The sequence below is a fragment of the Pseudomonas sp. BIGb0278 genome (assembly GCF_024809895.1).
In the GTDB taxonomy this organism is placed as follows: Bacteria; Pseudomonadota; Gammaproteobacteria; order Pseudomonadales; family Pseudomonadaceae; genus Aquipseudomonas; species Aquipseudomonas shirazensis.
Genome location: NZ_JANUEL010000007.1, coordinates 239,482 through 263,945 on the forward strand (window position 1 = coordinate 239,482; position 24,464 = coordinate 263,945).

At 63.2% G+C, this 24,464-nt stretch carries 11 protein-coding genes; 9 read left to right on the forward strand and 2 right to left on the reverse strand.

The window, feature by feature from the left end:
• Nucleotides 1-32 precede the first annotated feature (32 nt).
• Both M2396_RS21590 and norR read right to left on the reverse strand, forming a co-directional pair.
• Nucleotides 33-12,566: a BapA/Bap/LapF family large adhesin gene (locus M2396_RS21590; protein ID WP_259077871.1), complete on the reverse strand. Its 12,534-nt coding sequence runs from the start codon at nt 12,564-12,566 to the stop codon at nt 33-35.
• 168 nt (nt 12,567-12,734) lie between these two features.
• The gene (gene norR / locus M2396_RS21595; RefSeq protein ID WP_220633110.1) at nt 12,735-14,285 is read right to left on the reverse strand and encodes a nitric oxide reductase transcriptional regulator NorR; all 1,551 of its coding nucleotides are present in this window, start codon (nt 14,283-14,285) and stop codon (nt 12,735-12,737) included.
• 150 nt (nt 14,286-14,435) lie between these two features.
• Between norR and hmpA the strand changes: the two genes are divergently transcribed.
• The 9 genes from hmpA to alaC all read left to right on the forward strand — a co-directional run bounded on the left by hmpA (nt 14,436) and on the right by alaC (nt 24,439).
• Complete coding sequence (hmpA, locus tag M2396_RS21600) at nt 14,436-15,608, forward strand: NO-inducible flavohemoprotein (RefSeq protein WP_101316634.1); 1,173 nt, start codon at nt 14,436-14,438, stop codon at nt 15,606-15,608.
• A gap of 281 nt (nt 15,609-15,889) precedes the next feature.
• A complete protein-coding gene (locus M2396_RS21605) occupies nt 15,890-16,396 on the forward strand; it encodes a disulfide bond formation protein B (protein ID WP_259077873.1) in 507 nt (168 codons plus the stop codon).
• Nucleotides 16,397-16,955: 559 nt separating this feature from the next.
• Nucleotides 16,956-17,900, forward strand: a complete 945-nt coding sequence (gene cyoA / locus M2396_RS21610) for a ubiquinol oxidase subunit II (protein WP_101316638.1) — start codon at nt 16,956-16,958, stop codon at nt 17,898-17,900.
• 3 nt (nt 17,901-17,903) lie between these two features.
• Nucleotides 17,904-19,922: a cytochrome o ubiquinol oxidase subunit I gene (gene cyoB / locus M2396_RS21615; protein ID WP_150573526.1), complete on the forward strand. Its 2,019-nt coding sequence runs from the start codon at nt 17,904-17,906 to the stop codon at nt 19,920-19,922.
• A 3-nt stretch (nt 19,923-19,925) separates the two neighbouring features.
• Nucleotides 19,926-20,549, forward strand: coding sequence for a cytochrome o ubiquinol oxidase subunit III (locus M2396_RS21620; protein WP_101316642.1), 624 nt, complete (start codon nt 19,926-19,928; stop codon nt 20,547-20,549).
• Nucleotides 20,549-20,881: a cytochrome o ubiquinol oxidase subunit IV gene (gene cyoD, locus M2396_RS21625; protein WP_150570092.1), complete on the forward strand. Its 333-nt coding sequence runs from the start codon at nt 20,549-20,551 to the stop codon at nt 20,879-20,881. The genes M2396_RS21620 and cyoD overlap by 1 nt, the downstream gene beginning before the upstream one ends.
• Before the next feature lie 11 nt (nt 20,882-20,892).
• Entirely contained in the window at nt 20,893-21,780 is an 888-nt protein-coding gene (cyoE, locus tag M2396_RS21630) for a heme o synthase (RefSeq protein WP_103436097.1), read from the forward strand.
• Between the two features lie 134 nt (nt 21,781-21,914).
• On the forward strand, nt 21,915-23,039 hold the full coding sequence (locus M2396_RS21635) for a hypothetical protein (protein WP_259077878.1): 1,125 nt from the start codon (nt 21,915-21,917) through the stop codon (nt 23,037-23,039).
• A gap of 191 nt (nt 23,040-23,230) precedes the next feature.
• A complete protein-coding gene (gene alaC / locus M2396_RS21640) occupies nt 23,231-24,439 on the forward strand; it encodes an alanine transaminase (protein ID WP_101316650.1) in 1,209 nt (402 codons plus the stop codon).
• Nucleotides 24,440-24,464: the final 25 nt, after the last annotated feature.

The following is a 24,464-nucleotide window of genomic DNA, read 5'->3' on the forward strand; positions in this document are numbered from 1 at the left end:
TGCCGCCGGTTGCCCGGCGGGATTCATCAGCTTCAAACAACGTGGATGCCGTTCTGTACCCACAAGTGGTGGCTTGGATCCTCCTGAGCGGTGTACTGGGTATAGTCGATACCGTCGGCATTCTGCTGGCCGGTCAGGGTCCAGTTGTCGCTGAGCTGCACGGTATCGTTGCTGTCACCCTTGATCAGCAGAGTGTCGTTGGCGCTTTCGGTCACCGCCACCACGTCGGCCAGGCTCAGGCTCAAGGTCACCGAACTGCTGTCATTGAGGTCGATCACCTCGATGTCGTGCAGGCGCCCAACCAGGCTGCCGAGGTCGATACTGGCATCGCCGCCGGCCCACAACAGGGTGTCGGTACCGCTGCCGCCGTCGACGTTGGTGAACTGCTGATCGACGATCACCAGTGTGTCGTCACCGGCGCCGCCGGTCAGGCTGATTGCCCCACCCTGACTGCCGTCGAGGTGGTCGTTGCTATCGCCGCCGTGCAGCCCTTCGACCGCAGTGGCGGCGGCCACACTGAACAGCGCGCCGGCGTCATCGTCGCCGCCGGCCAGCAGCGCCGAGGTAGCGGTGAAGGCTGCTGCGTTGTTCAGGCCAATGGTCAGGGTGGCGGTGTCGGTGGTGCCGTTGGGGTGGGTCAGTTCGTAGGTGAAGGTGTCCTGCTGGCCAATCACGGCAGCGCTCAGGCCGGGCTTGAGGGTATAGCTGTAGCTGCCATCTGCCTGCACCAGCAGCGTGCCGTAGGTGCCGGTGACACTGATGCCGTTGTAGCCGGGGATGGCATAGGTGTTGGCCGCCACCAGCACGCTGAGCACGGTCAGGCTGGAGCCGAGGGTATCGCTGCCGGTACCGGTGGTGTCGTTGAGCAGGTTGCCGCTGACCGGGGTGTAGCCACTGACTACGAATTCCTTGGTGTAGGTCGTGGTGGTGTTGATAGTGGTGGCAATCGAAGCGGCCAGGCCAATGCCGCCGGCGCTGACGCGAATTTGATACGAACCTGGCCCCTTGTCTTGGAAGGTGTACGCCGCGCCGCCGCCGAGCAGGCTGACCAGTGAGCCGCCAGTAACGGTTTGCTCAACTACATACAGACCTGTTGCCGGATTGAGCTTGAGCAGCTCGATCTTGGTGCCGTTGAGCAGCCCGAGCAGATTGCTCGAGTTGAGCACTACCTGCAGATCGGCAGTGGTGTCGACCGCAACCGTATTGGTTGCCGACGTTACCGAGCGGTTGCCAATCAGCGGCAAGCTCAGGTTGGCCAGGTTGGCGCTGCCGCTGGTTTCACGGTTGACCAGGCTGATACCGGTGCTGTCGAGGTCGTTGACCGCGTCGACCACGGTGGCTGGCGCGCTGTAGTTGTTGTCGTTCCAGATCTCGGTGGCTTGTGGGCTGTCGATGCGCACGTAGAGATTGGCGGTGTCTTTGAGGCCGTTGGCATGCAGCAGCTGATAGCTGAACACATCGACCTTGCCCACACTCGACGGGCTGCCGTTGGGGGTATAGCTGTAGCTGCCATCGGCGCGGATCAGCAAGGTGCCGTACAGACCCTGCACTTCGGTGGCGGCGCCGGCGGAGACGTAGCTGCCGTTTTTCAGTACCTGCACCACCGCGCCGTTGTCCGGGCCGGTCTGGTCGACGCTGCCGTTGGTGCCAGGGTCGCTGAGGACGTTGCCGGTGGTCGGCGTGCCGGTGCCGGTGAACTGGCTCAGGCTGGTGGACTGCACGTCCAGACTGGTGGTGACTGTGGTCAGCAGACCGATACCGGTACTGTTGACCGTTAGCCGGTAGTCACCCGCCAGCAGTTCGCCGATATTGACCTGCAGACCCTGGCCCAGCGGCAGCAGGATCAGGTCGAGCAGCCCCTGGCTGCTGCCGGTGGCGAGGGTGACCCAGCCGCCAGCAGCATTCTTGACCTGCAGGGTGTAGGTCGCGCCGTCGAGCAAGGCCAAGGCGCTGCTGGTGCTGAGGGTCAGGGTCGGGTCGGCAGTAGTGCCGGCGGCGACCGTCCAGGTGAAGGTTTTCGAGAAGCCGGACAACAGCGTGCTGAAGCTGTCGGTGAAGGTCTTGGTGGTGATGACCGGGGCCAGGTTCACCGTGGCTACCGCCAGATTGTCGCTGGCCGAGACAGGCGCGTTGGCGTCGACGTCCGGCGCGATCAGCGCAACCCCGGCGGAGACATTGTTGCGCGGGTCGGTAAGGGTGATCGAAAGGGCTTGGCCGTTATCCTGGGCAGGGCTCAGGGTGACCGTGAAGGTGCCGTCCGGATTGACCGTGGCAGGCTGCGAAACGACCCCGCTGGGACCGCGCACCGTCACCGTCGCGCCAGGCTCGCCGCGCCCGGTGATGACGCTGCCGTCGGCATTGATCACCAGATTGCTGGCGATGGCGGGTGGGGTGATGTCCGGGGCAGTCAGGGCCACCCCGGAGGTATTGCCCGCGGCATCGCTCTGGTTGACCGTCAAGGCCTGGTTGTCGACCTGCGCCGCCAGCAAGCTGACCACGAACAGGCCGTTGGCGCCGACGATGGCGCTGCCCAGCACTACGCCGCCGGCGCCGAGCACGGTGATCTTGTTGCCGGCGATGCCGGCGCCGCTGACCAAGGTGCCAGCAGCATTGATGGTGGCGGTGGGGGCGGGCGGTGGCGTAGTGTCCGGCGCGCCGATGGTGGTGGTGCCGGAGATATTGCCAGCGGCGTCGGCCTGGCGCACGGTCAGCACCTGGCCGTCGTTCTGGGTAGCGGTGAGGTTGACGGTAAATTGCCCGTTGGGACCGACCACGGCGGTGCCCAGCGGTGTGCCTGTAGCCGAGAACACGCTAACGGTGGCACCGATTTCGCCCGTGCCACTGAGCTGGGTGCCCAAGCCATTGACCAGCAAGTTGCCTGGCGGGTTGGGCGCCTGCACGTCAGGGGCGATGAAGCCCACATTGTCGGACAGATTGAGGGCAGCGTCGCGCTGGCTGACCTCAAGGATCTGACCGTTGAGCTGTGGCGCATTGAGATTGATGCTGAAGGCGCCGCCAGCGTTGACCTGGCCACTGCCGAGCAGATTGCCCTGGGTATCCCGTACGAACACGGTGGCTCCCGCCTCACCGGTGCCGGTCAGGACCAGACCGTTGCTGGACAGTGCGCTGACTACCGGTATCGCAGGTGGAGTGGTATCACCGGCCTGGACAATGACCGGAGCCGATTCACCGGCGTCGGCCGCGTCGGCGGTTACCGAGAGCACCTCGCCGTTGCGTTGCGGTGGGTTCAGCGTAACGCTGAAACTACCGTTGGCTTGAACGACCAAGGCCTCGCCGATGACCTGACCCGCCGCGTTGTAGACGGTGATGCTGGCGCCGAGGATTGAGGTACCTGTCAGGGTTTCGCCATTGGCAATCAGCGCGACATTGAGCGGCGCGGCGGTCAGCGGTACCAGCGGCGGGGTGTAGTCGGCCGGCAGCGAAGGGTTCTGCGCGGCATCGGTCTGCACCACGCTGAGTTCTATACCTGGCAGGGCCAGGGTATCGAGCTCGATCTGGAACGTGCCGTTGGCGAGTACGGTGCCCTCGCCGATCTGCACGCCGTTCTGGCTGACGATCACACTGGCGCCGGCTTCGCCGCGGCCGCTGAGTACGCTGTAGGTCGCATCGATCACCAGGTTGCTGACCGGTGCCGGTGGGCTGGTGTCTTCAGCCGTGACAGTCACCGCCAGCGCGGCGTTGCCGGCGGCGTCAGTAGCAACCACGTCGAGTATCTGGCCGTTGTTTTGTGGCGGGTCGAGGGGCACGCTGAAGTTACCGCCTGGGGGGACCTGGATGGAACCGACCACGGTGTTGTCCGGGGCACGTACTGTGATGAAGCTGCCGGGCTCGCCAGTGCCGATGAGCAGTGTGCCCTCAGAGTTCACGGAGAGGCCAGTGGGTTGCGCTGGCGGGGTCAGGTCAGGTGCCGTGACGGCAAAGGCCGGCGACGGATTGCCGGTAGCATCCTGGGCAACGATGCTCAGCACCTGGCCGTCAAGTTGCGCCGGTGACAGGTTGAGGACGAAGGTGCCATCGGCGGCGATGCTGCCCTGACCGACCAGGTCGCCCTTGTCGTTGAGTACGGTCAGCCGTGCGCCGGCTTCACCGGAGCCTTTGAGCTGGGTGCCGCTGGCGTTGATGGTGGCGTCGACGGCAGGAGGTGGAGTGGTATCCGGCGCGGTCGCCGGGATGCTTGGCGACAGGTTGCCTTTGGCATCCTCAAGGGTCACCTGCAGTTGCTGGCCGTTGTTCTGCGGCGGGTTCAATGCCACCACGAACCTGCCATCGGCGCCAACCTGCACGGTGCCGATCTGGCTGCTGCCAAGGTAGACCCTGGCGGTACTGCCTGGCTCGCCGACGCCGCTGAGTTGGCTGCCATCGGCATTCAGTTGCAGTTGCGCAGGTGCCTCAGGTGGGGTCAGGTCAGGTGCCTCGACGTTGACCGGCTGGCTGATGTTGCCGGGCGGGTCGGCCTGTTGCACCGCGAGCACTTGCTGGTTGATCTGCGCGGGCGTGAGCATGACCTCGAAGCTGCCGTCGGCAAGCACTTTGGTAGTGCCCAGCAACGTGCCGTTGGCATCGGTCACGGTGACGGTTGCGCCGGCTTCACCGCGGCCGGCGATCATGCTGCCGTCGGTACTGATAGTCACCGCAGTGAGCTGCGCCGGCGGGGTGAAGTCAGGCGTATCGAGAGTTGCTGGCGCAGAGACGTTGCCGGCCAGGTCGGTCTGGGTCAGGCTGAGCCGTTCGGCATTGCCCAGGGCAGGGTTGAGGGTGAGGGTAAAGAAGCCGTTGGCATCGACCAGTGCTTCGCCCAGCGGCGCGCCATCCGGGCCGCTGACCTTGACCGTGGCCCCGGCCTCGCCGCGACCAGTCAGGGTCGCGCCGTCGCTGGCAATCGCCAGCGCCGTCAGCGCATCCGGTGCGGTGATATCGGCCGCGGTGGTGCTGGCCGCCGGCGATTGGTTGCCGGCGTTGTCAGTGAGCACGACCTGCAGGCTTTGGCCGTTGGCCTGGATCGGATTGAGCGAGACCTGGAAACTGCCGTCATCACGCACGATGCCGCTGCCGATGACGCTGCCGTCAGCGGCCAGCACAGTGACTTTGCTGCCAGCTTCGCCGGTGCCGTCGAGCAGGGTGCCGCCGCCGGTGACGGCGAGGTTGCCCGGTGCGTTCGGGGCGAGCAGATCGGGTGCGGTCAGGCTGACGCTGTTGGATTCGTTGCCGGCGGCATCGGTCTGGCTGGCGTTGAGCGCCTCGCCATTGCGCTGCGGAGCAGTCAGTTGCAGGCTGAACCGGCCGTCGGCGCCGACCACCCCTTCGCCCAGATCGACGCCTCCAGGGCCGCTGATGCTGACCCGGGCGCCGGGCTCGCCACGGCCGGTTAAGGTCAGCCCATCACTGGCCAGTTGCAGTTCGCTGAGCGGCTGCGGCGCAGTGGTATCCGGCGCCTGCAGGGTGGCCGGCAGCGAAGCGCTGCCGTCGGTGCCGACTGCGCCGACCTGCAGGGTTTCACCGTTGGCCTGGACGCTGTTGAGCGCCACCGTGAAGGTGCCGCCTGCCGCTACCACCGCAGTGCCAAGCACTACGCCGCCTGGGCCGTACACCGTGACCGTGCTGCCGGGAGTGCCGCTGCCGGTCACGCTGAGGCCATCTGCGGCCAGCAGCAGATTACCGGGGATATCCGGCGCCAGGCTGCCTGGGGCAGTGACGGTTTCGGCGGGCGAGGCGTTGCCGCTGGCGTCGCTCTGGACCACGCTGAGATTGCTGCCGACGATTGCCGCCGGGCTCAGATTGACCGTGAAACGGCCGTCCGCAGCCACTGTACCGGTCCCCAGCAAGGTGCCATCGGCTGCCCGCACTGCCACCGTTGCGCCAGCTTCGCCGGTGCCGGCCAGGCTGGCGCCATTGGCGGCCACGGCGAGGTTGGCGACGGCGGCGGGCGGGGTAGTGTCAGGTGCGGTGAAGTTACCGGGTTGGGACACGTTGCCGGCGGCGTCGGTGGCGGTCACTTGCAGGGTTTGACCGTTGGCCTGGACGCTGTTGAGGGTGACCTGGAAGGTGCCATTGCTGGCCGCGACCACGCTACCGAGAACATTGCCGGCACTGTCGCGGACAGTGACCGTACTGCCCGCCTCGGCGGTGCCGCTCAGTTGCACGCCGTTACTGGCCAACAGCAGATTGGCAGGCTCTGCGGGAGGGGTCAGGTCCGGAGCTGTCACGGCCACAGGCGCTGAGATGTTGTTGCTGGCGTCGCTCTGGGTCACGCTCAGGCGCTGGGCGTTGAGTTGTGCGTTATCCAGAGTCAGGGTAAAGCTGCCGTTGGCGGCGACGTTGCCGCTGCCAATGATGGTGCCGTCCGGGCCGCGCACCGTGACGCTGGCGCCGGGCTCGCCCAGGCCGGTCAAGGTCAGGCCATTGTTGTTGAGCATCAGGTTGGTCAGCGGTGCCGGTGGGGTCAGGTCAGGCGTGTTGACCGAGGTCGCGGGTGAGGTATTGCCCGCGGCGTCCTGCTGGGTCACGCCGATCGGCTGGCCGCTGGCCTGTGGGCTGTCGAACGTCACGCTGAAGCGCCCGTCGGCACCCACTGTGGCTGTGCCAAGCAAGGTGCCGGCACTGTTGCGCACCTCGACACTGGCACCGGCTTCGCCCAGACCGGAAAGCTGACGGCCGTCGGCGCTGAGCACGGTTTGGGTGACCGCCGCAGGTGGCGTGCGATCGGGTGTGGCCAGGCTGGCGGGAGCAGAAACATTGCCAGCCGCATCGCTCAGGGTGACCTGCAGGGGCGCGCCGCTGGTTTGCGCTGCCGGCAGGGTGATCTGGAACTGGCCGGACGGGTTGACGGTACCGCTAGCCAGCACCGCGCCACTGGCGTCGCGCACGGTGACGATGGCCCCGACTTCGCCCTGGCCGCTGACCACGGTAGCTGCGCTATTGAGGCTGACGCCGCTGGCCGCCAGGGGCGCCTGCAGGTCTGGCGCAGTGGTCGTCGCTGCCAGCGAAACGTTGTTGCTGGCGTCGCTCTGGGTGACGGTCAACAACTGCGCATTGGCTTGTGGCGGAGTGAGGCTGATGCTGAACAGGCCGGTACTGCCGACCGTCGCCGAACCGAGCAGGGTGCCATTGGCATCCACTACCGAAACGGTCGCGCCGACCTCGCCGCGACCCGTCAGCAGGCTGCCGCTGCGGTCAATCGCCAGTTGTGTTGGCGCATCAGGCGCCGTGGTGTCCTCAGCCGTGACGATAGCCGGTACCGAAGGTTTGCCTGCGCCAAAGCGCGCGTTGACCTGCAGGGTCTGGGCGTTGAGTTGAGCGTTGCTGAAGAACACCCGGAAGATACCATCGCTGCCCACCGTCGCAGTGCCCAGGGTGGCGCCGGCGGAGGTCACAGTGATCAGTGCACCGACTGTGCCCATGCCGGTCAGGACGAAGCCGTCAGCGCTGAGGTCGAGGTCGGTCGGTGTTGCGACTTCGCTGCCATCCGGGCCGGCCAGCGGTGTGCTGGCTTCGCCGCCCGGGTCCTTGACCACTACAGTGGCGCTGTCGCCGCTGGCCAGCGGCGGGTTGATCGGCACCACGAAGCTGCCGTCCGGGCCTGCCACCACGCTGCCTATGTCTTTGCCGTCAGCGTCACGCACGATCACCGTGCTGCCGGGCTCGGCGTTGCCGCTGACGCTGGTGCCATCAGGGCTGACGCTGATATCGGTCGCTTCTGCGGGTATGGTGGTGTCAGGGGCGGTGATCGGCAGCACCGGGCTGGTGTTGGTGGCCGCATCGACAGCCTCCAGCAGCAGCGATTGACCGTTGTTCTGGCTGCCTGGCAGCTGCACGCTGAAGCTACCGTCTGCCTCGACATCCCCTCTGATCAACTCGATGCCGTTGGCATCGCGAATGATCACCTCGGTGGCACCTGGAGCAGTGCCGGTGACCGTGCCGTCATTGGCCACGCTGACGCCGTTGGGCAGGGCTGGCGGGGTCAGGTCGGGCGCGGTGACTGGCACCACATCGGATTCATTGCGGCCATCGGTGGCGACCACGCTCAAGCCCTGGCCGTCTTTCTGTGCTGGGTCGAGAATGACGCTGAAATTGCCGCTTGGCGGCACGGTGGTGCTGCCGATCACAGTGCCGGCAGCGTCACGCACTTCGACCGTGCTGCCCGCTTCGCCCCTGCCACTGACCTGGGTGCCATCGGCGTTGACCTGCACGCCGGTTGGCAGGATCGGGGCAGTAGTGTCGATGGCGTTGATCGGCACGCTCGGGGAGGTCTGCCCTTGCAGGTCGGTGACAGTTACCGACAACTGCTCGCCCGCGACCGGCACGGGGTTGAGCGGGAGGCTGAAGCTGCCGTTGTCAGGTACCACCACACTGCCGATGAGGTCCCCGTTCGGGTCGCGCACCTGAACCGTCGTGCCGGGTTCGGCCTGACCGCTGATCAGGTTGCCGCCCGCATTGAGTTGCACCCCTTGAGCAGCTTCAGGAGCTTGCAGGTCTGGCGCGGTCAGGGTGTCCGGCTCGGAGATGTTGCCAGCCTGGTCCTTTTGCGTGGCGGTCAGGGTCTGGCCGTTGAGCTGGACGGGGTTGAGGGCGACCTGGAAGCTGCCATCGCCCTGCACGGTTGCGCTGCCAAGGATGACGCCGCCAGTGCCGGTCACGGTGACGACGCTGCCTGGCTCACCGCGTCCACTGAGCACACTGCCGTCCGCCGCCAATACCAGGCCGGTGGGCGCATCGGGGGCCTGGCCGTCAGGGGCGGTGACGGGCACTGTGGTGGAGATATTGCCCGCCGGATCGCGCTGCTCGACGGTCAGTGCCTGGCCGTTGTTCTGGGCTGGGCTGAGGGGAATCGTGAAGCCGCCGTTGGCTTGCACTACCGCGCTGCCGAGCACTGTACCGTCAGCGGCGCGTACGGTTACGGTAGCGCCGGGTTCGCCAAGGCCTGTGATCTGGCTACCGGTGCCATTGATCGCCTCATTGCTGATCGGCTCCGGTGCCTGAGTGTCGGGCGCAGTGAAGTCGACCGGACCGGCACTGTTGCCGCGGCTGTCGGTGGCTTCGACGGTCAGTTTCTCGCCGTTGCGCTGGGGCTGGTTGAGGGTCACGCTGAAGTTGCCGTCGGCGCCTACGGTGCTACTGCCCAGCACGGTACCGTCGGCAGCCCGCACGGTGACCAGCGAGCCGGCCTGACCGACACCGGTCAGTTGGGTGCCGGCGATATCCAGTGCCATCTGCGCCGGTTGCAACGGGCCGTCGAGGTCCGGCGCAGTTGCGCTGGCGCTGGACTCGTTGCCCGCCGCATCGCGCAGCTCGACGTCAAGCACCTGGCCATCGGTCTGGGCGGGGACGAGGGTGACGGTGAATACGCCATTGGCGCCTACCAGCGCAGTGCCCAGCAGATTGCCCTGAGCGTTGCGCACTTCTACTGTGGCGCCGGCTTCGCCGCGCCCGGTCAGAGTCACGCCGTTGGCGCTGATCTGCAGGTCGCTGGCTTCGCCTGGCGGGGTGATATCCGGGGCAGTGATCTGCGCTGGCAGCGAACTGCTGGCGCCATCCACCGCAACCACGTCGAGCAATTCGCCGTTGGCTTGCGCCGGGTTCAGCGGTAGGGTGAAGGTACCGCCCGCGCCGACCACCGTGCTGGCCAGGACATTGCCTTGGGCATCACGAACGTCAATCCGCGTACCCGGGGTAGCACTGCCGCTGATCGAGCTGCCGTCCGCGGCCAGGCTGAGATTGCTCGGGGTCGCCGGGATGGGTGTAGTGGGTACGGTCAGGTCGAGTTCCGGCGAGGTGTTGCCGGCGGCATCCTTCTGCACCAGGCTGATCGCCTGGCCCGCAGCGGCGGGGGTATCCAGGTCGAACAGGAAGGTGCCGTTGGCGCCGACTGTGCCAGTGCCGAGCAGGGCGCCATTGGCATCCCGCACCTCGACGATGGCACCTGCTTCACCACGACCGGCAATGGTCAGACCGCCATTGCCCACGGTCACGCCGCTGATTATCGTTGGCGCAGTGATGTCCGGGGCGTCATAGGCCAGCGGCGTCGATGCGTTGCCGGCCAGGTCGATGACGCGGATATCGAGCACTTCACCATTGGCCTGAGGTGGGTTGAGGGTCAGGGTGAAGGTGCCGTTGGCAGCTACGATGGCGCTGCCGAGCAAGTCGCCATTGGCGTCGCGCACCTCCACCCGGGCGCCTGGTTCGGCGCTGCCGCTTAGGGTCACGCCAGCGCTGAGGCTGATGTCTGTAGGCTGGGCGGGGGCCTGCAGGTCAGGGCTGAGCAGCGTAGCTGGGGCCGAGGCATTGCCAGCGGCGTCGGTCAGGGTAACTTGCAGGCTTGAGCCATTGGTAACTGCAGCAGGCAGTTGCAGGTTGAAGCTGCCGTCGGCCAGGACGGTGCCGATCGCGAGCAGATTGCCTTGAGCGTCGAGCACCTTGACGGTGCTGCCAGGCTCGCCGCGACCCGATACCGTACGCCCGTCTCCGCTGATAGCGAGTCCGCTGGCCGGGTTCGGTGCAGTGGTGTCGGGGCTGTCCAGGTCGGGTGCGCTGACACTGCCGGGCGCGGAGAGATTGCCCTTGGCATCGGTGGCGGTAACCTGCAGTGCTTCGCCGTCGACCTGGGCCGGATTCAGGGCGATGGTGAACACGCCGGTTGGGCCGACCACAGCTGTGCCGAGTTCAACGCCATTGGCGCCCACCACTCGCACCGTGCTGCCAGGCTCGGCGCGGCCGCTGAGCTGGCTGCCATCAGCGCTGACCACAAGCTGGCTGGGGGCAGCGGGCGCGGTGATATCCGGTGCGCTGATCTGCACTGGCAGGGACACGCCGCCGTTGCCATCAAGAGCAACTACGTCGAGTAACTGACCGTTGGCCTGAGCAGGATTGAGCACCACGATAAAGGTGCCTTCGGCGCCGACGACCACGCTGCCGATTACATTGCCATTGGCGTCACGCACCTGAATGCGGCTGCCAGGCGGGGCGGTGCCGCTGAGCGAGCTGCCATTGGCGGCGATGCTCAGGTCACTCGGGCTGACTGGGGTAGTGGTAAGGGGCACATCGAACTGCAGCGGCGCTGACGCATTGCCGCTGGCGTCGGTCTGCACCACGTTCAGGCGCTCGCCTGGCTGCACGGCGCCGTTGAGCTCGATCAGGAAGGTACCGTTGGCAGCTACCGTGCCGCTGCCGAGCAGCAGGCCATTGCTGTCGCGTACCTCGACCGTGGCACCGGGCTCACCGCGGCCGCCCAATACTTGCCGATCCGGACCGACAACCAGGCCGCTGACAGCGGCTGGGGCGGTGGTGTCGGGGGCATTGAACTGGAGTGGCGCCGAGGTGTTCTGGGCGGCGTCGACCAGGCGCACGTCTAGCGCTTCACCGTTGGCCTGGGGCGGATTCAACGTCAGGCTGAAACTGCCGTCGGCAGCCACGACGCCGCTGCCGATCAGGGCGCCTGAGGCGTCGCGGACCTGCACCGTGGTGCCTGGCTCGCCTTTACCGGTCAGGGTGACACCGTTGCTCAGTTGCAGGTCGGTGGGCTGCGCAGGTGCAAGCAGGTCGCGCGACACCACGCTGCCGGCGGCGGAGACGTTGCCGGCCGCATCGGTGAGGGTGACCTGCAACGTGCTGCCGTCGAGCACGGCAGGGTCGAGGCTGATCTGGAAGGTGCCGTCGGCGCCGACGGTACCGCTGCCCAGCAGGTTGCCGTCAGCATCGCGCACCTGCACGGTGGTGCCCACTTCGCCGCGACCGCTGAGTTGTTTGCCGGCACCGGCGATGACCAGATCGGTTGGCGCATTCGGCGCAGTGGTGTCGACCGGCGGCGTATCGATGTCCGGGGCCGTCGTGTTGCCAGGCGCTGAGGTGTTGCCGGCAGCATCGGTAAGGGTCACCTCGAGCGCCTGGCCGTTGGTTTGTGGCGGGCTCAGGGTGACATCGAAACGGCCGTCGGCACCGACTGTGCCGGTGCCGATCAGGTTGCCCGCCGCGTCACGGATGTTGACCGTGGTGCCGGCTTCGCCCCGGCCGCTCAGGCGCAGGCCATCAGGCGAGACCAATAGATCGATCGGGCTGGCGGGTGCGGTGGTGTCGCCAGGGTTCGGTGAGCTGCCACCGCTGCTGCCACCGCCACCGCCGCCACCACCACCGCCGATTGCCGCCGCAGCGCCACCGGCGCCCAGCAAGCCCAGGGCGGCGATGGCAAAGGTGTTGGTCCCGCTGCCGGCAACGCCGACCCCGGCCATCAGCTCATCCAGCGAGGCGATGTCCTCGAAGGTGAAACCGGTAAAGGCCTCTGCGTTGTACTGGGCGTGCCAGAGCGTGCCGTCTTCGCCGACGAAGACCATGTCGCTCTGCTCGCCCGCCGCGTCGACTACAAAGAAGTTGCCGATGGTGACTTTTTCGCCCGACTTGAGCGTGACGATCAGGTCCTGGCCGCTGCGAGTGACGGTGGCCACTTCGCCGGGCGGCACTGGCATCTGCACCAGGCCCGGCCCTTTCAGGCTCAGATTGCCCCAGGCGTTCTGGGTAACGGCGGCGGTTTGCTTGTCGGCAACGACGATGTTGTCCATAGGTGCTCCCTGCTGATGGACCGGCGGTGAACATAGACCAGAGGGCCGGCGCAGACGTGCGCAGCAGCCGCCCAGAGCGGTCCTTGTTCACCGTTAGTAAGGGAGATATAGCAGCCGTGCGGGAGCCAACCAGAGGCTTTCTGGGTTAATCCTTTTGTACAGTCGCCCTCATTTGAGGCCTAGCCGACGACATAAACGGCTGAGGTTTGCCCGGTCCAGACCGAGCTCGCGAGCCGCGCTCGCCCAGTTGTTCTGGTGCTTTTGCAGGCAGGCCTCGATCAGCTGGCGTTGATAACTATCGACGGCCGTACGCAGGTCGCCGTTCGTCGTCTGAATCGCATCGGCGGGCAGCGGCAGCGCCGCGGCTGGCATGGGCGCTACGCTGCGCAGGTCGAGGTCAGCGGCCTGCAGGGTGAGAATGCGCGGGCGCTGTGCTTGCTGGCCAAGCGCCTTGAGCGCTGAACGGCCAATGAGGTGTTCCAGCTCGCGCACGTTCCCTGGCCAGTCGTACGCCAGCAAGGCGGCCTGGGCTTCGCTGCTCAGACGCAGGCTGTTCAAGCCCAGGCGCGAGCGGTTTTGTTCGAGGAAGTAACCGGCCAGCAGGAGCACGTCGCGGCCGCGCTCGCGCAGCGGCGGCACCTGCAAGGGGTACACACTCAAGCGATGATAGAAGTCGGCGCGGTAACGGCCGTTGCGCACTTCGTCGGCGAGGTCGCGGTTGGTCGCGGCGATCAGGCGCACGTCGACATGGTGCTCGCGGTCCGAGCCGAGCCGTTGCAATTGGCCGCTTTGCAGCACTCGCAGCAGCTTGGCCTGGACCGTCAGCGACAGCTCGCCGACCTCATCCAGGAACAAGGTACCGCCGTTGGCCAGTTCGAACTTGCCGCGACGCTCGCCATGGGCGCCGGTGAAGGCGCCGCGGACATGGCCGAACAGCTCGCTCTCGACCAGGGTGTCCGGCAGCGCTGCGCAGTTGAGGCTGATCAGCGGCTTGTTGGCGCGGCTGCTGGCCTGGTGCAGGGCCTGGGCGACCAGCTCCTTGCCAACGCCGGTTTCGCCGGTGATCAACACGGTCAGGTCGCTGCTGCCGACCAGGCGGATTTCTTCGAGCAGATGGGTGTGGGCCTTGCTCTGGCCGATCAGCTCCTTGTCCTGGCCACTGGCCTGGCGATAGACCTCGGCTCGCTGGTGCTCGTCCTCGACGCGCAGGGCCAGGTGCTGAATCCGCTCGGCGACGGTGACCGTGGCGGCGGCGAGGCTGGCGAAGGCCTGCAAAGCTTCCAGTTCCAGGCTCTGAAACTGCCCCGGGGTCAGTGCATCGAGGGTCAGCAGACCCCACGGCTGCTCGTCGACCAGCAACGGGCAACCCATGCAGTCATGGACCTCCAGGTTGGCGTCAGGGGCGTTGACCAGGCCGTCGTACGGGTCGGGCAGGTCGCTGTCACTGGCGAAGCGGGTCGGTTCGCTGTGGCTGAGCAGAATCTTGAAGCGCGGATGCTCGCTGACCCGAAAGCGCCGGCCAAGGGTATCCGGGGCAAGCCCGTCGACCGCCAGCGGCACCAGCCATTCGCCATCCAACCGGAGCAACGCAGCCGCGTCGCAAGGCAGCAGGCTGCGCATGGCTTGCAGCAAGCGCCGGTAGCGTTCCTGGTCGGGCAGATCGCGGGACAGGTCGCTGACCAGCGGAAGAAGGGCAGTGAGCAGTGGCTTTGCGGTCATAAAGACTCCTTTTGGTCTTTATGACTATAGTCCGGGATTGGTCATTTTGACACTGCTTGGTTGAATGTCCCGGTTTTGCTGGGGCGGATAGTTGGCATGATAGCTGTAACAGCATCTGCATCCATTTGAAGCCCCTCAGGAGTTGCTGCAATGCTCAATGCCGACCAACGTGCAATCGTCAAAGCCACCGTACCGTTGCTGGAAAGCGGCGGGGAAGCGCTGACCACCCATTTCTATAAAATGATGCTCAGTGAATACCCAGAGGTACGTCCGCTGTTCAACCAGGCTCACCAGGCCAGCGGCGATCAACCGCGGGCGCTGGCCAATGGCGTACTGATGTATGCCCGCCATATCGACCAGCTCGAGCAACTGGGCGGTTTGGTCGGGCAGATCATCAACAAGCATGTCGCCTTGCAGATCCTGCCTGAGCACTACCCGATCGTCGGTCGCTGCTTGCTGCGCGCCATCGAGGAAGTATTGGGCAAGGACATCGCCACACCTGCGGTGATCGAGGCCTGGGCCGGTGCCTACGGCCAGCTGGCCGACATCCTCATCGGCGCTGAAGAAGGCCTGTATCAGCAGAAGGAGCAGGCCACTGGCGGCTGGCGTGGCGCGCGTGAGTTTCGCTTGGTACGCCGCGAGCAGGAAAGCAGCGAGATCGTCTCGTTCTATTTTGCCGCGCAGGACGGCCAGCCGGTGCTCAAGGCCGAGCCTGGTCAGTACATCGGCCTGCAGCTGTTCATCGATGGCATCGAGCAGCGCCGCAACTATTCGCTGTCGGCACTGAGCGATGGCCAGCAGTACCGCATCAGCGTCAAGCGGGAGGCGGGCGGCAAGGTCTCCAACTATCTGCATGAGCAACTGATGGTGGGCGATACGCTCAATCTGTTCCCACCGTCAGGCGACTTCACCCTGGCGGCTAGCGACAAGCCGTTGGTACTGATCAGCGGTGGGGTCGGCATCACGCCGACCCTGGCCATGCTCGAGGCCGCCCTGACGACGCAGCGTCCGGTGCATTTCATTCATTGCGCACGTAATGGCGCAGTGCATGCCTTCCGCGACTGGGTAGACGCGCTGGCTGAGCGTCATCCGCAGCTCAAACGCTTTTACTGCTACGCCGAAGCGGGGCAGGGCGCAGACGCCGTGGGCCTGTTGAGCGAGCAGCAATTGGCCGCATGGCTGCCGCAGGAGCGGGATGTCGATGCTTACTTCCTGGGGCCGAAGGCATTCATGGCGGCGGTCAAACGCCAGCTCAAAGGGTTGGGCGTGCCCGAGGCGCAGAGCCGTTACGAGTTCTTCGGGCCGGCGGCTGCGCTGGAGTAAACCCGTTGTAACAGCCGGCTCGCGCGATCACGGGCCGGCTGCAGCTTAATCTCGCTTTAATCCCGCTATCCTTCACTTGCGTGTGTCGAGGCGCCTGCGCCTGCCCGGCATTCGCCCGCCTATATACAGGGCCGTCGTTGAACTGAAGAGGTTTGGCTCGGTCCTAGTGTCTCCGGAGAGTGGCGCTTGCCGTTGTCTCGACGCATCCACGCTCATGGCCAGCGTGTAAACTGCCCAGCGGCTGGCCTGCGTGCTGTCACTCTCCCTCGAAGGAATCGGCAATGAACCAACAACTCTCGCGCCTGAACCGTGAACGGCGCTTTCTGGCCCTGCTGGGCCTGATCTGCCTGGCGCTGATTGGCGGCGCGCTGTATATGCAGATTGTCCTCGGCGAGGCGCCATGCCCGCTGTGCATCCTGCAACGCTATGCATTGCTGCTGATCGCGCTGTTTGCCTTCATCGGCGCGGCAATGCCCAACCGTCGGGGCCTGACCCTGTTCGAAGGGCTGGTGGTACTCAGTGCCATTGGCGGAATCGTTGCGGCTGGGCGCCATGTGTATATACTCGCCAACCCTGCGGTCAGTTGCGGTATCGATACCCTGCAACCGATCGTCGATGACTTGCCACTGGCCAAGGTCTGGCCACTGGCGTTCCAGGTCGAGGGTTTCTGCAGCACGCCATACCCTCCGCTGCTGGGTCTGTCGCTGGCACAATGGGCGCTGCTGGCGTTCGTGCTGACCGCGATTCTGGTGCCGGTAGGCATCTATCGCAACCGCAAACGGGCTTAGACCAAAGTACCGTTTGAGCGCAAGTCTGTTGCACGGCGAGAGAAGCCCCTTTTCTCGCCATTCGCTTGATCCAGATCAATGACAAAGCCTTGCAGGATAAGTGTTTCAGGCCTGTAGGATGGGGTGCGACAAACTGTCGCGAACCTGATTTTCCCTACTCCATTGTTACCGAATCTGCAAAAGACTGTTGCTCAATAAGTCATAGTCAAGGGTGGGCGACCTATCTACAATCGCCCCCAATTTCCGTTCGGCACTGCTTGCGAGTCGCAGGATTTGAAGGAAGCCACGGCCTCCTTTTTGCTGACTTCGTCAAGTTTCGCCCAACGGCGATACCGGGCGGACACCCCTCCGCGTTAACCCGCACCAAATGGACTTGGTACAGCTGTACGGGCCGTTTGCCTACACCATAAATACCGTTAAGCCCGCTAACCGCCCAGGTCCACGTTGAGGATCCCAGGCAGGAGCGAATTCGAGCCAAAATTGCTGACGCTTGGCAGGACGAAGTGTTGGTGACCAAAACACAAATTGCATTGAAGCAAGCTGATCTAGAGGTCGTGAGATGAGTAAAAAGCGTTACCCCAGACTGTTTGGCATATTGCCCTTTTTAGGCATGCTTTTACTCAGTGGGTGCAACTGGACCCTGCTCGACCCGAAGGGTCAGGTCGGCATTGAGCAAAAGAACCTTATCCTGATCGCTACCGGCCTGATGCTGCTGGTGGTTGTGCCGGTCATCATCATGACTTTGGCATTTGCCTGGAAGTATCGTGCTTCCAACAAGGCAGCCACCTACACCCCAGACTGGTCGCACTCGACCAAGATCGAACTGGCCGTGTGGATCATCCCGGTCATCATCATCGTTGCCCTGGGCTACGTGACCTACGTGTCCACGCACAAGCTGGATCCGTATCGTCCGCTGGATTCCGACGTGAAGCCGGTGCAGGTCGATGTGGTCGCGCTGGACTGGAAATGGCTGTTCATCTATCCGGAACAGGGCATTGCCACCGTCAACACGCTGGTCTTCCCGGCCAACACGCCGGTGAACTTCCGTGTGACCTCGGATGCTGTGATGAACTCGTTCTTCATCCCGGGTCTGGGCGGCCAGATCTACGCGATGGCGGGCATGACCACCAAACTGCACCTGATCGCCAACGAGAACGGTGTGTTTGACGGTATCAGCGCCAACTACAGCGGTGCTGGTTTCACCGGCATGAAGTTCAAGGCTACTGCCACTTCCCAGGCCGACTTCGAGAAGTGGGTTGCTGAAGTCAAGCAGTCGCCAAAAACGCTGAGCAAGGCTGAATACGAAGCCTTGGCCAAACCAAGCGAAAACCACCCAGTCACGCTGTACAGCGTGGCCTCGCCTGACCAGTTCCAGACCATCGTCGACAAGTACGAAGGCATGAACCGCGGTCGGCCGAACCACGAAGAACAAGGCAGCAAAGACCTGGCCACAACCCAGGGTGTGGAGTCGAGTAAGCAACCAGCTGCCGGGGCAGAGGAGTAAGAGATGTTCGGTAAATTAAGTCTGGAGGCGATCCCGTATCACGAGCCGATAGTCATGGTGACACTTGCCATGATCGCGCTGGGTGGTATCGCTGTAGTAGGTCTGATCACCTACTTCCGCAAGTGGACCTACTTGTGGACCGAGTGGCTGACGACTGTCGACCACAAGAAAATCGGCGTGATGTACATCATCGTCGCCATGATCATGCTGATCCGCGGCTTTGCCGACGCCATCATGATGCGTACCCAGCTGGCCGTGGCCACGGGTGGCGACACCGGCTATCTGCCGCCTGAACACTATGACCAGATCTTCACCGCGCACGGTGTGATCATGATCATCTTCATGGCGATGCCGTTCTTCACTGGTCTGATGAACCTTGCGGTTCCGCTGCAGATCGGTGCACGTGACGTGGCCTTCCCGTTCCTCAACTCCCTGAGCTTCTACCTGCTGCTGGCAGGCGTGCTGCTGGTCAACATCTCCCTGGGTGTTGGTGAGTTCGCCAAGACTGGCTGGGTTGCGTATCCGCCGCTTGCGGGTATTCAGTACAGTCCGGGCGTGGGTGTCGACTACTACATCTGGGCACTGCAGCTATCGGGTCTGGGGACAACGCTGACCGGCGTCAACTTCCTCGTCACCGTGATGAAAATGCGCGCGCCTGGCATGAAGCTGATGGACATGCCGATCTTCACCTGGACCTGCACCTGGGCCAACGTGCTGATCGTGGCTTCGTTCCCGATCCTGACCGCTGCACTCGCTCTGCTGACTGTTGACCGTTATCTGGACTTCCATATCTTCACCAACGAGCTTGGTGGGAACCCGATGATGTACGTCAACCTGTTCTGGGCGTGGGGTCACCCTGAGGTTTACATTCTGATTCTGCCGGCCTTCGGCGTGTTCTCGGAAGTTACCTCGACGTTCTCTGGCAAACGCCTGTTCGGCCACCACTCGATGATCTATGCATCGGGCGCGATCGCCATTCTCGGCTTTGCAGTTTGGCTGCACCACTTCTTCACCATGGGTGCCGGCGCGAGCGTCAACACCTTCTTCGGCCTGGCGACGATGTTGATCTCCATCCCGACCGGTGTGAAGTTGTTCAACTGGCTGTTCACCATGTATCAAGGCCGCGTGCGCTTCACCGCGCCGATGCTGTGGACCCTGGGCTTCATGGTCACCTTCTCGATCGGTGGCATGACTGGCGTTCTGCTGGCCGTTCCAGGTGCTGACTTCGTGCTGCACAACAGCCTGTTCGTTATCGCTCACTTCCACAACGTGATCATCGGTGGTGCGGTATTCGGCTACATTGCCGGCTTCGCCTTCTGGTTCCCGAAAGCCTTTGGTTTCACCCTGAACGAGAAGTGGGGCAAAGCTGCCTTCTGGTTCTGGATCTCGGGCTTCTACGTTGCGTTCATGCCGCTGTACGCCCTGGGCTTCATGGGCATGACCCGTCGTCTGAACCACACCGAAAACCCACTGTGGGAACCCTACCTGTGGGTAGCGGTAGTCGGCGCCGTGCTGATCCTGTTCGGTATCGCTTGCCAGCTGATCCAGCTGTTCGTGTCGATCCGCGATCGCAATCAGAACCTGGACGTCACTGGCGATCCATGGGGTGGCCGTACGCTGGAGTGGTCGACTTCTTCGCCGCCGCCGTTCTACAACTTCGCTCACATGCCTGAGAAAGTTGGTCTGGACGCCTGGCACGAAGCCAAGGAAGCCGAAGTTGCGTACAAGGTTCCGGCCAAGTACGAAGCGATCCACATGCCAAGCAACACCTCTACCGGTCTGTTCATGGGCATGTTGTTGACCGTCTTCGGCTTTGCCTTCATCTGGCATATCTGGTGGCTGGTTGGCGCAAGCCTGGTAGCAACCATCGCAGTCTTCGTTCGCCACGCTGCACGTGACGACCAGGGCTACATGGTGCCGGCTGAAGAAGTGGCGCGCATCGAAGGCGAGCGCATGCAAGCGTTGGCCAAAGCAGGTGCTCTGCCTGCCGGCGCACGTGTCGAATCGTTTGAACGGGTGTAATCAATGTCCAGTCAAGTAATCCACGGTGACGCTCATGGTCATGACCATGGGCACGACGATCACCACCACGACTCGGGCCAGATGACCGTACTTGGTTTCTGGCTGTACCTGATGACCGACTGCATCCTGTTTGCGTCGCTCTTCGCCACCTACGCGGTGCTGTCCGGCGGTTTCGCCGGCGGCCCGTCGGGTCACGACATCTTCCAGCTCGACTTCGTGCTGGTTGAAACCGCGTTCCTGCTGCTGTCCTCGATCACCTTCGGCTTCGCCATGCTGAAGATGTTCGACGGCAACAAGGCAGGTGTACTGGGCTGGTTGGCTGTGACCTTCCTGTTCGGTGCTGGCTTCATCGCGATGGAAATCTATGAGTTCCATCACCTGATCTCTGAGGGTTACGGCCCGCAGCGCAGTGGCTTCCTGTCGGCGTTCTTCGCGCTGGTCGGTACCCACGGTCTGCACGTGACTGCCGGTCTGATCTGGATGGCGATCATGATGTATCAGATCAACAAGCACGGCATCACGCCGACTGCCAAGACCCGCATGAGCTGCCTGAGCCTGTTCTGGCACTTCCTCGACGTGGTCTGGATCTGCGTATTCACCGTCGTTTACCTGTTGGGGGTTCTGTAATGGCTAACGCACACGACACTCATCACGAAGGTAGCCACGGCAGCGTCAAGTCGTACATGGTCGGTTTCGTACTGTCGATCATCCTGACTGCGATCCCGTTCGGCCTGGTCATGTTCCCGACCTTTCCGAAGAACCTGACCGTCCTGATCGTGGTGGCCATGGCCGTCATTCAGGTAGTGGTACACCTGGTGTACTTCCTGCACATGGACCGCTCGAAAGAGCAGCGTTCCAATGTGTCGACGTTCCTGTTCACCATTCTGGTAATCGCGCTGCTGGTCGGCCTGTCGCTGTGGATCATGTTCAGCATCCACTTCGAAATGATGGCCAAGTGAGGTAAGACTGCATGTCACTGAAGCACTTTATCCAAATCACCAAACCGGGGATCATTTTCGGTAACGTGCTTTCCGTGGCAGGCGGCTTCTTCCTTGCCTCCAGCGGGCATGTGGATTTCGCCCTGTTCCTGGCGGTGGTGCTCGGTACCTCGATGGTGGTGGCGTCCGGTTGCGTGTTCAACAACTGCATCGACCGTGACATCGACATCAAGATGGAGCGCACCAAGAACCGCGTGATGGTCCAGGGCGGCATGTCGCTGCCGCTGGCGCTGATTTACGCCACCCTGCTTGGGCTGGGTGGTTTCAGCTTGCTGTACGTGCAGGCCAACCCGTTGGCGGCGTACTGCGCCCTGATCGGGTTCGTCGTCTACGTCGGTTTCTACAGCCTCTGGCTGAAGCGCAAATCGGTGCACGGCACCTTGGTTGGCAGCCTGTCCGGTGCCATGCCTCCGGTGATCGGCTACTGCGCCGTGAGCAACAGCTTCGACCTGGCTGCAGTGACCCTGCTGGTGATGTTCAGCCTGTGGCAGATGCCGCACAGCTTTGCCATCGCGATCTTCCGCTTCAAGGATTACAGCGCTGCCAATATTCCGGTTCTGCCGGTGGCGCGCGGTATCCTCGCGGCGAAAAAGCAGATCGTGCTGTACGTGCTGGCATTCGTCCTCGCTACCCTGATGCTGACCCTCGGCGGTTACGCCGGGCTCGGCTACATGGCGGTTGCCGCCGGTATGGGCCTGTACTGGTTGTACATGGCCTGGGGCGGCTACAAGGCTGAAGATGACAGCAAGTGGGCGCGCAAGGTATTCGGCTTCTCTATCCTCACCGTGACCGCCTTGAGCGTGATGATGTCGGTAGACAGCCAGACTGCTGCTGACGTGTTGATGACTTACGCCCGCTGAAGACATCTGTTGTGAAGAAGCCCTGGCCGTGTGTCGGGGCTTTTTTTTGCCTTGAGCATGGCAGTTCTTCCGCCTGCTCGGCACCGCCTCACACGCCATATGGTGTGCCTCCCTAGTCCCCAGGAGACATCCAGATGAGTGTATTTACGGCCTATTTCTGTGGCACCGGTTCCACCCGATATGACACCGCCAACCCTGATTTCTGGAACGGTGAACTGGTCTCGACGTTGGCCCACAACGACCAAGGCCGGCTCTGGGCTGAGCAAATTGCTGTCGATGGCCCAGGCAGCGGCAACCTGCAGGACGATGACCTGTTCGTCAAGCCAGGCAGTTATTTCAACTGGACCGGTCAGCTGTTTGGCCGCGGCTGGGAAGAAAACGTCGCCCACGTGGTGCAGGTGATCAAGGGCAAAACCAACTGGCAGCGCACCAAGCTCAGCAAAGAAGAGTACGAAGACTTGAAGAAACGCGGGGTTGAGGTCCCGGATGCCGAGGCTGGCTCTTCGTGGTTTTGGCGTACGTACGACTATGGCGACAGCTTTGCCAAGCAAGAGCTCTATCAGGGGATCATTACTCGCTTCCGCAAACCGCTGATTCCGACCCAGATCAATCTGGTCGGCTGGAGTCGCGGCGGCATCAGCTGCCATATGCTCGCCAATACCCTGGCCAGCGACCCGGAACTCAAGCACATTCCGGTCAACATCTTTGCCATCGACCCCGTACCCGGGGTAGGCAATATCGACAAGCGCCGCGTACAGCTGGCCAGCAATGTGAAGGAGTACGTCGGCTTCTACTCGCGTGACGAGCGTTCAAAAGGCTTTGCCTGCGTTATACCGAGTGTGGCCGCGGCTACTCGCATCCACGTCTTCCCTATGCACGGTCGGCATGCCACATTGGTCGGTAACGCTTCGGTCGATGGTGCCGGCGGTGGCAAGCACCTCGATGAGCCGGGCTTGCTGGTGCGCCATTTTGCCGAAGTCTGCCTGACCCGTTGGGGCGTGAAGCTCAACAACCGGCTGCAGCTCAGCGATATCCAGTTGATGCAGTATCACAAGGAAATGATCGCAGAGAACGAGCGCTACACAGCGATGCGCAAGAAGTCCTACACGGTGGTGACAGAGGGCAGTGCAGCAGACCGCTTTGTTCACTTCGGCACCGATGAAACGTCCTTCAGCAAGGTTACCGGCAGTGCATTCAAGCCCAGTGAAGGCTTGGCATTGGAGCGGGTAACCGTAGACAGCTACAAGGTACTACGCTGATCGAGCTGGCTGTTCAGCGCGCGCCACTGAGCAGCCGCTTCTGAGCAATTGTGTAATACGCCTGAAAATATATAAAAAAACAGAAAATTATCCTTTGCAGATAAATCATTTCGGCATTATTGTCTGATCTGGCCGCTACAGCGGCTAACGTCGCTCGGACGGTTCCGGGCGCTTACGTCTTCGAGGTACACATGGCCGACCAAGGTTCGCCGCGCCGCTTTGCGCGCATAGATCGTCTCCCGCCCTATGTTTTCAACATCACTGCCGAGCTGAAGATGGCTGCCCGCCGTCGTGGCGAGGACATCATTGATCTGAGCATGGGCAACCCCGATGGCGCCACGCCGCCGCACATCGTCGAGAAGCTGGTGCAGGTTGCCCAGCGTGACGACACTCATGGTTATTCCACCTCGCGCGGCATTCCGCGCCTGCGCCGGGCGATTTCGCGCTGGTATCAGGACCGCTATCAGGTCGATATCGATCCTGAGAGCGAGGCCATCGTCACGATTGGCTCGAAAGAGGGCTTGGCGCACTTGATGCTGGCCACCCTTGATCATGGCGACACGGTTCTGGTGCCCAACCCCAGTTATCCCATCCACATCTACGGTGCCGTGATCGCCGGTGCACAGGTGCGTTCGGTGCCGTTGGTGCCGGGGGTGGATTTTTTCACCGAGCTTGAGCGGGCGATCCGCGAGTCGATCCCCAAGCCGAAAATGATGATCCTCGGCTTCCCGTCCAACCCGACTGCGCAGTGTGTCGAGCTGGATTTCTTCGAGCGTGTGGTAGCGCTGGCCAAGCAATACGACGTGCTGGTCATCCACGATCTGGCCTATGCCGACATTGTCTACGACGGCTGGAAGGCCCCTTCGATCATGCAGGTGCCCGGTGCCAAGGACATCGCGGTGGAGTTCTTCACCCTGTCCAAAAGCTACAACATGGCCGGCTGGCGGATTGGTTTCATGGTCGGCAATCCAGAGCTGGTCAGCGCCCTTGGGCGGATCAAGAGCTATCACGATTACGGCACCTTCACCCCGCTGCAGGTAGCGGCCATTGCCGCCCTTGAGGGTGATCAGCAATGCGTGCGCGACATCGCCGAGCAATACCGCCAGCGCCGCAATCTGTTGGTCAAGGGCTTGCACGAGCTGGGCTGGATGGTCGAGAACCCCAAGGCCTCGATGTACATCTGGGCGAAGATACCCGAGGCATACGCACACCTGGGCTCGCTGGAGTTCGCGAAGAAGCTGCTGGCCGAGGCCAAGGTCTGCGTATCGCCAGGGATTGGTTTCGGCGATTACGGCGATGATCATGTGCGCTTTGCCCTGATCGAAAACCAGGACCGCATCCGTCAGGCGATCCGTGGCATTCGCCAGATGTTCCGGGCGGATGGGCTGACCGCCAAGTAACCGCTTCGTACGCTCAACAGCCAAC

What these genes read in the sequence shown, in the direction of transcription:
- M2396_RS21590 (WP_259077871.1), bottom strand. Translation starts at nt 12,566, where the DNA reads ATGGACAACATCGTCGTTGCCGACAAGCAAACCGCCGCCGTTACCCAG.
- norR (WP_220633110.1), bottom strand. Translation starts at nt 14,285, where the DNA reads ATGACCGCAAAGCCACTGCTCACTGCCCTTCTTCCGCTGGTCAGCGAC.
- hmpA (WP_101316634.1), top strand. Translation starts at nt 14,436, where the DNA reads ATGCTCAATGCCGACCAACGTGCAATCGTCAAAGCCACCGTACCGTTG.
- M2396_RS21605 (WP_259077873.1), top strand. Translation starts at nt 15,890, where the DNA reads ATGAACCAACAACTCTCGCGCCTGAACCGTGAACGGCGCTTTCTGGCC.
- cyoA (WP_101316638.1), top strand. Translation starts at nt 16,956, where the DNA reads ATGAGTAAAAAGCGTTACCCCAGACTGTTTGGCATATTGCCCTTTTTA.
- cyoB (WP_150573526.1), top strand. Translation starts at nt 17,904, where the DNA reads ATGTTCGGTAAATTAAGTCTGGAGGCGATCCCGTATCACGAGCCGATA.
- M2396_RS21620 (WP_101316642.1), top strand. Translation starts at nt 19,926, where the DNA reads ATGTCCAGTCAAGTAATCCACGGTGACGCTCATGGTCATGACCATGGG.
- cyoD (WP_150570092.1), top strand. Translation starts at nt 20,549, where the DNA reads ATGGCTAACGCACACGACACTCATCACGAAGGTAGCCACGGCAGCGTC.
- cyoE (WP_103436097.1), top strand. Translation starts at nt 20,893, where the DNA reads ATGTCACTGAAGCACTTTATCCAAATCACCAAACCGGGGATCATTTTC.
- M2396_RS21635 (WP_259077878.1), top strand. Translation starts at nt 21,915, where the DNA reads ATGAGTGTATTTACGGCCTATTTCTGTGGCACCGGTTCCACCCGATAT.
- alaC (WP_101316650.1), top strand. Translation starts at nt 23,231, where the DNA reads ATGGCCGACCAAGGTTCGCCGCGCCGCTTTGCGCGCATAGATCGTCTC.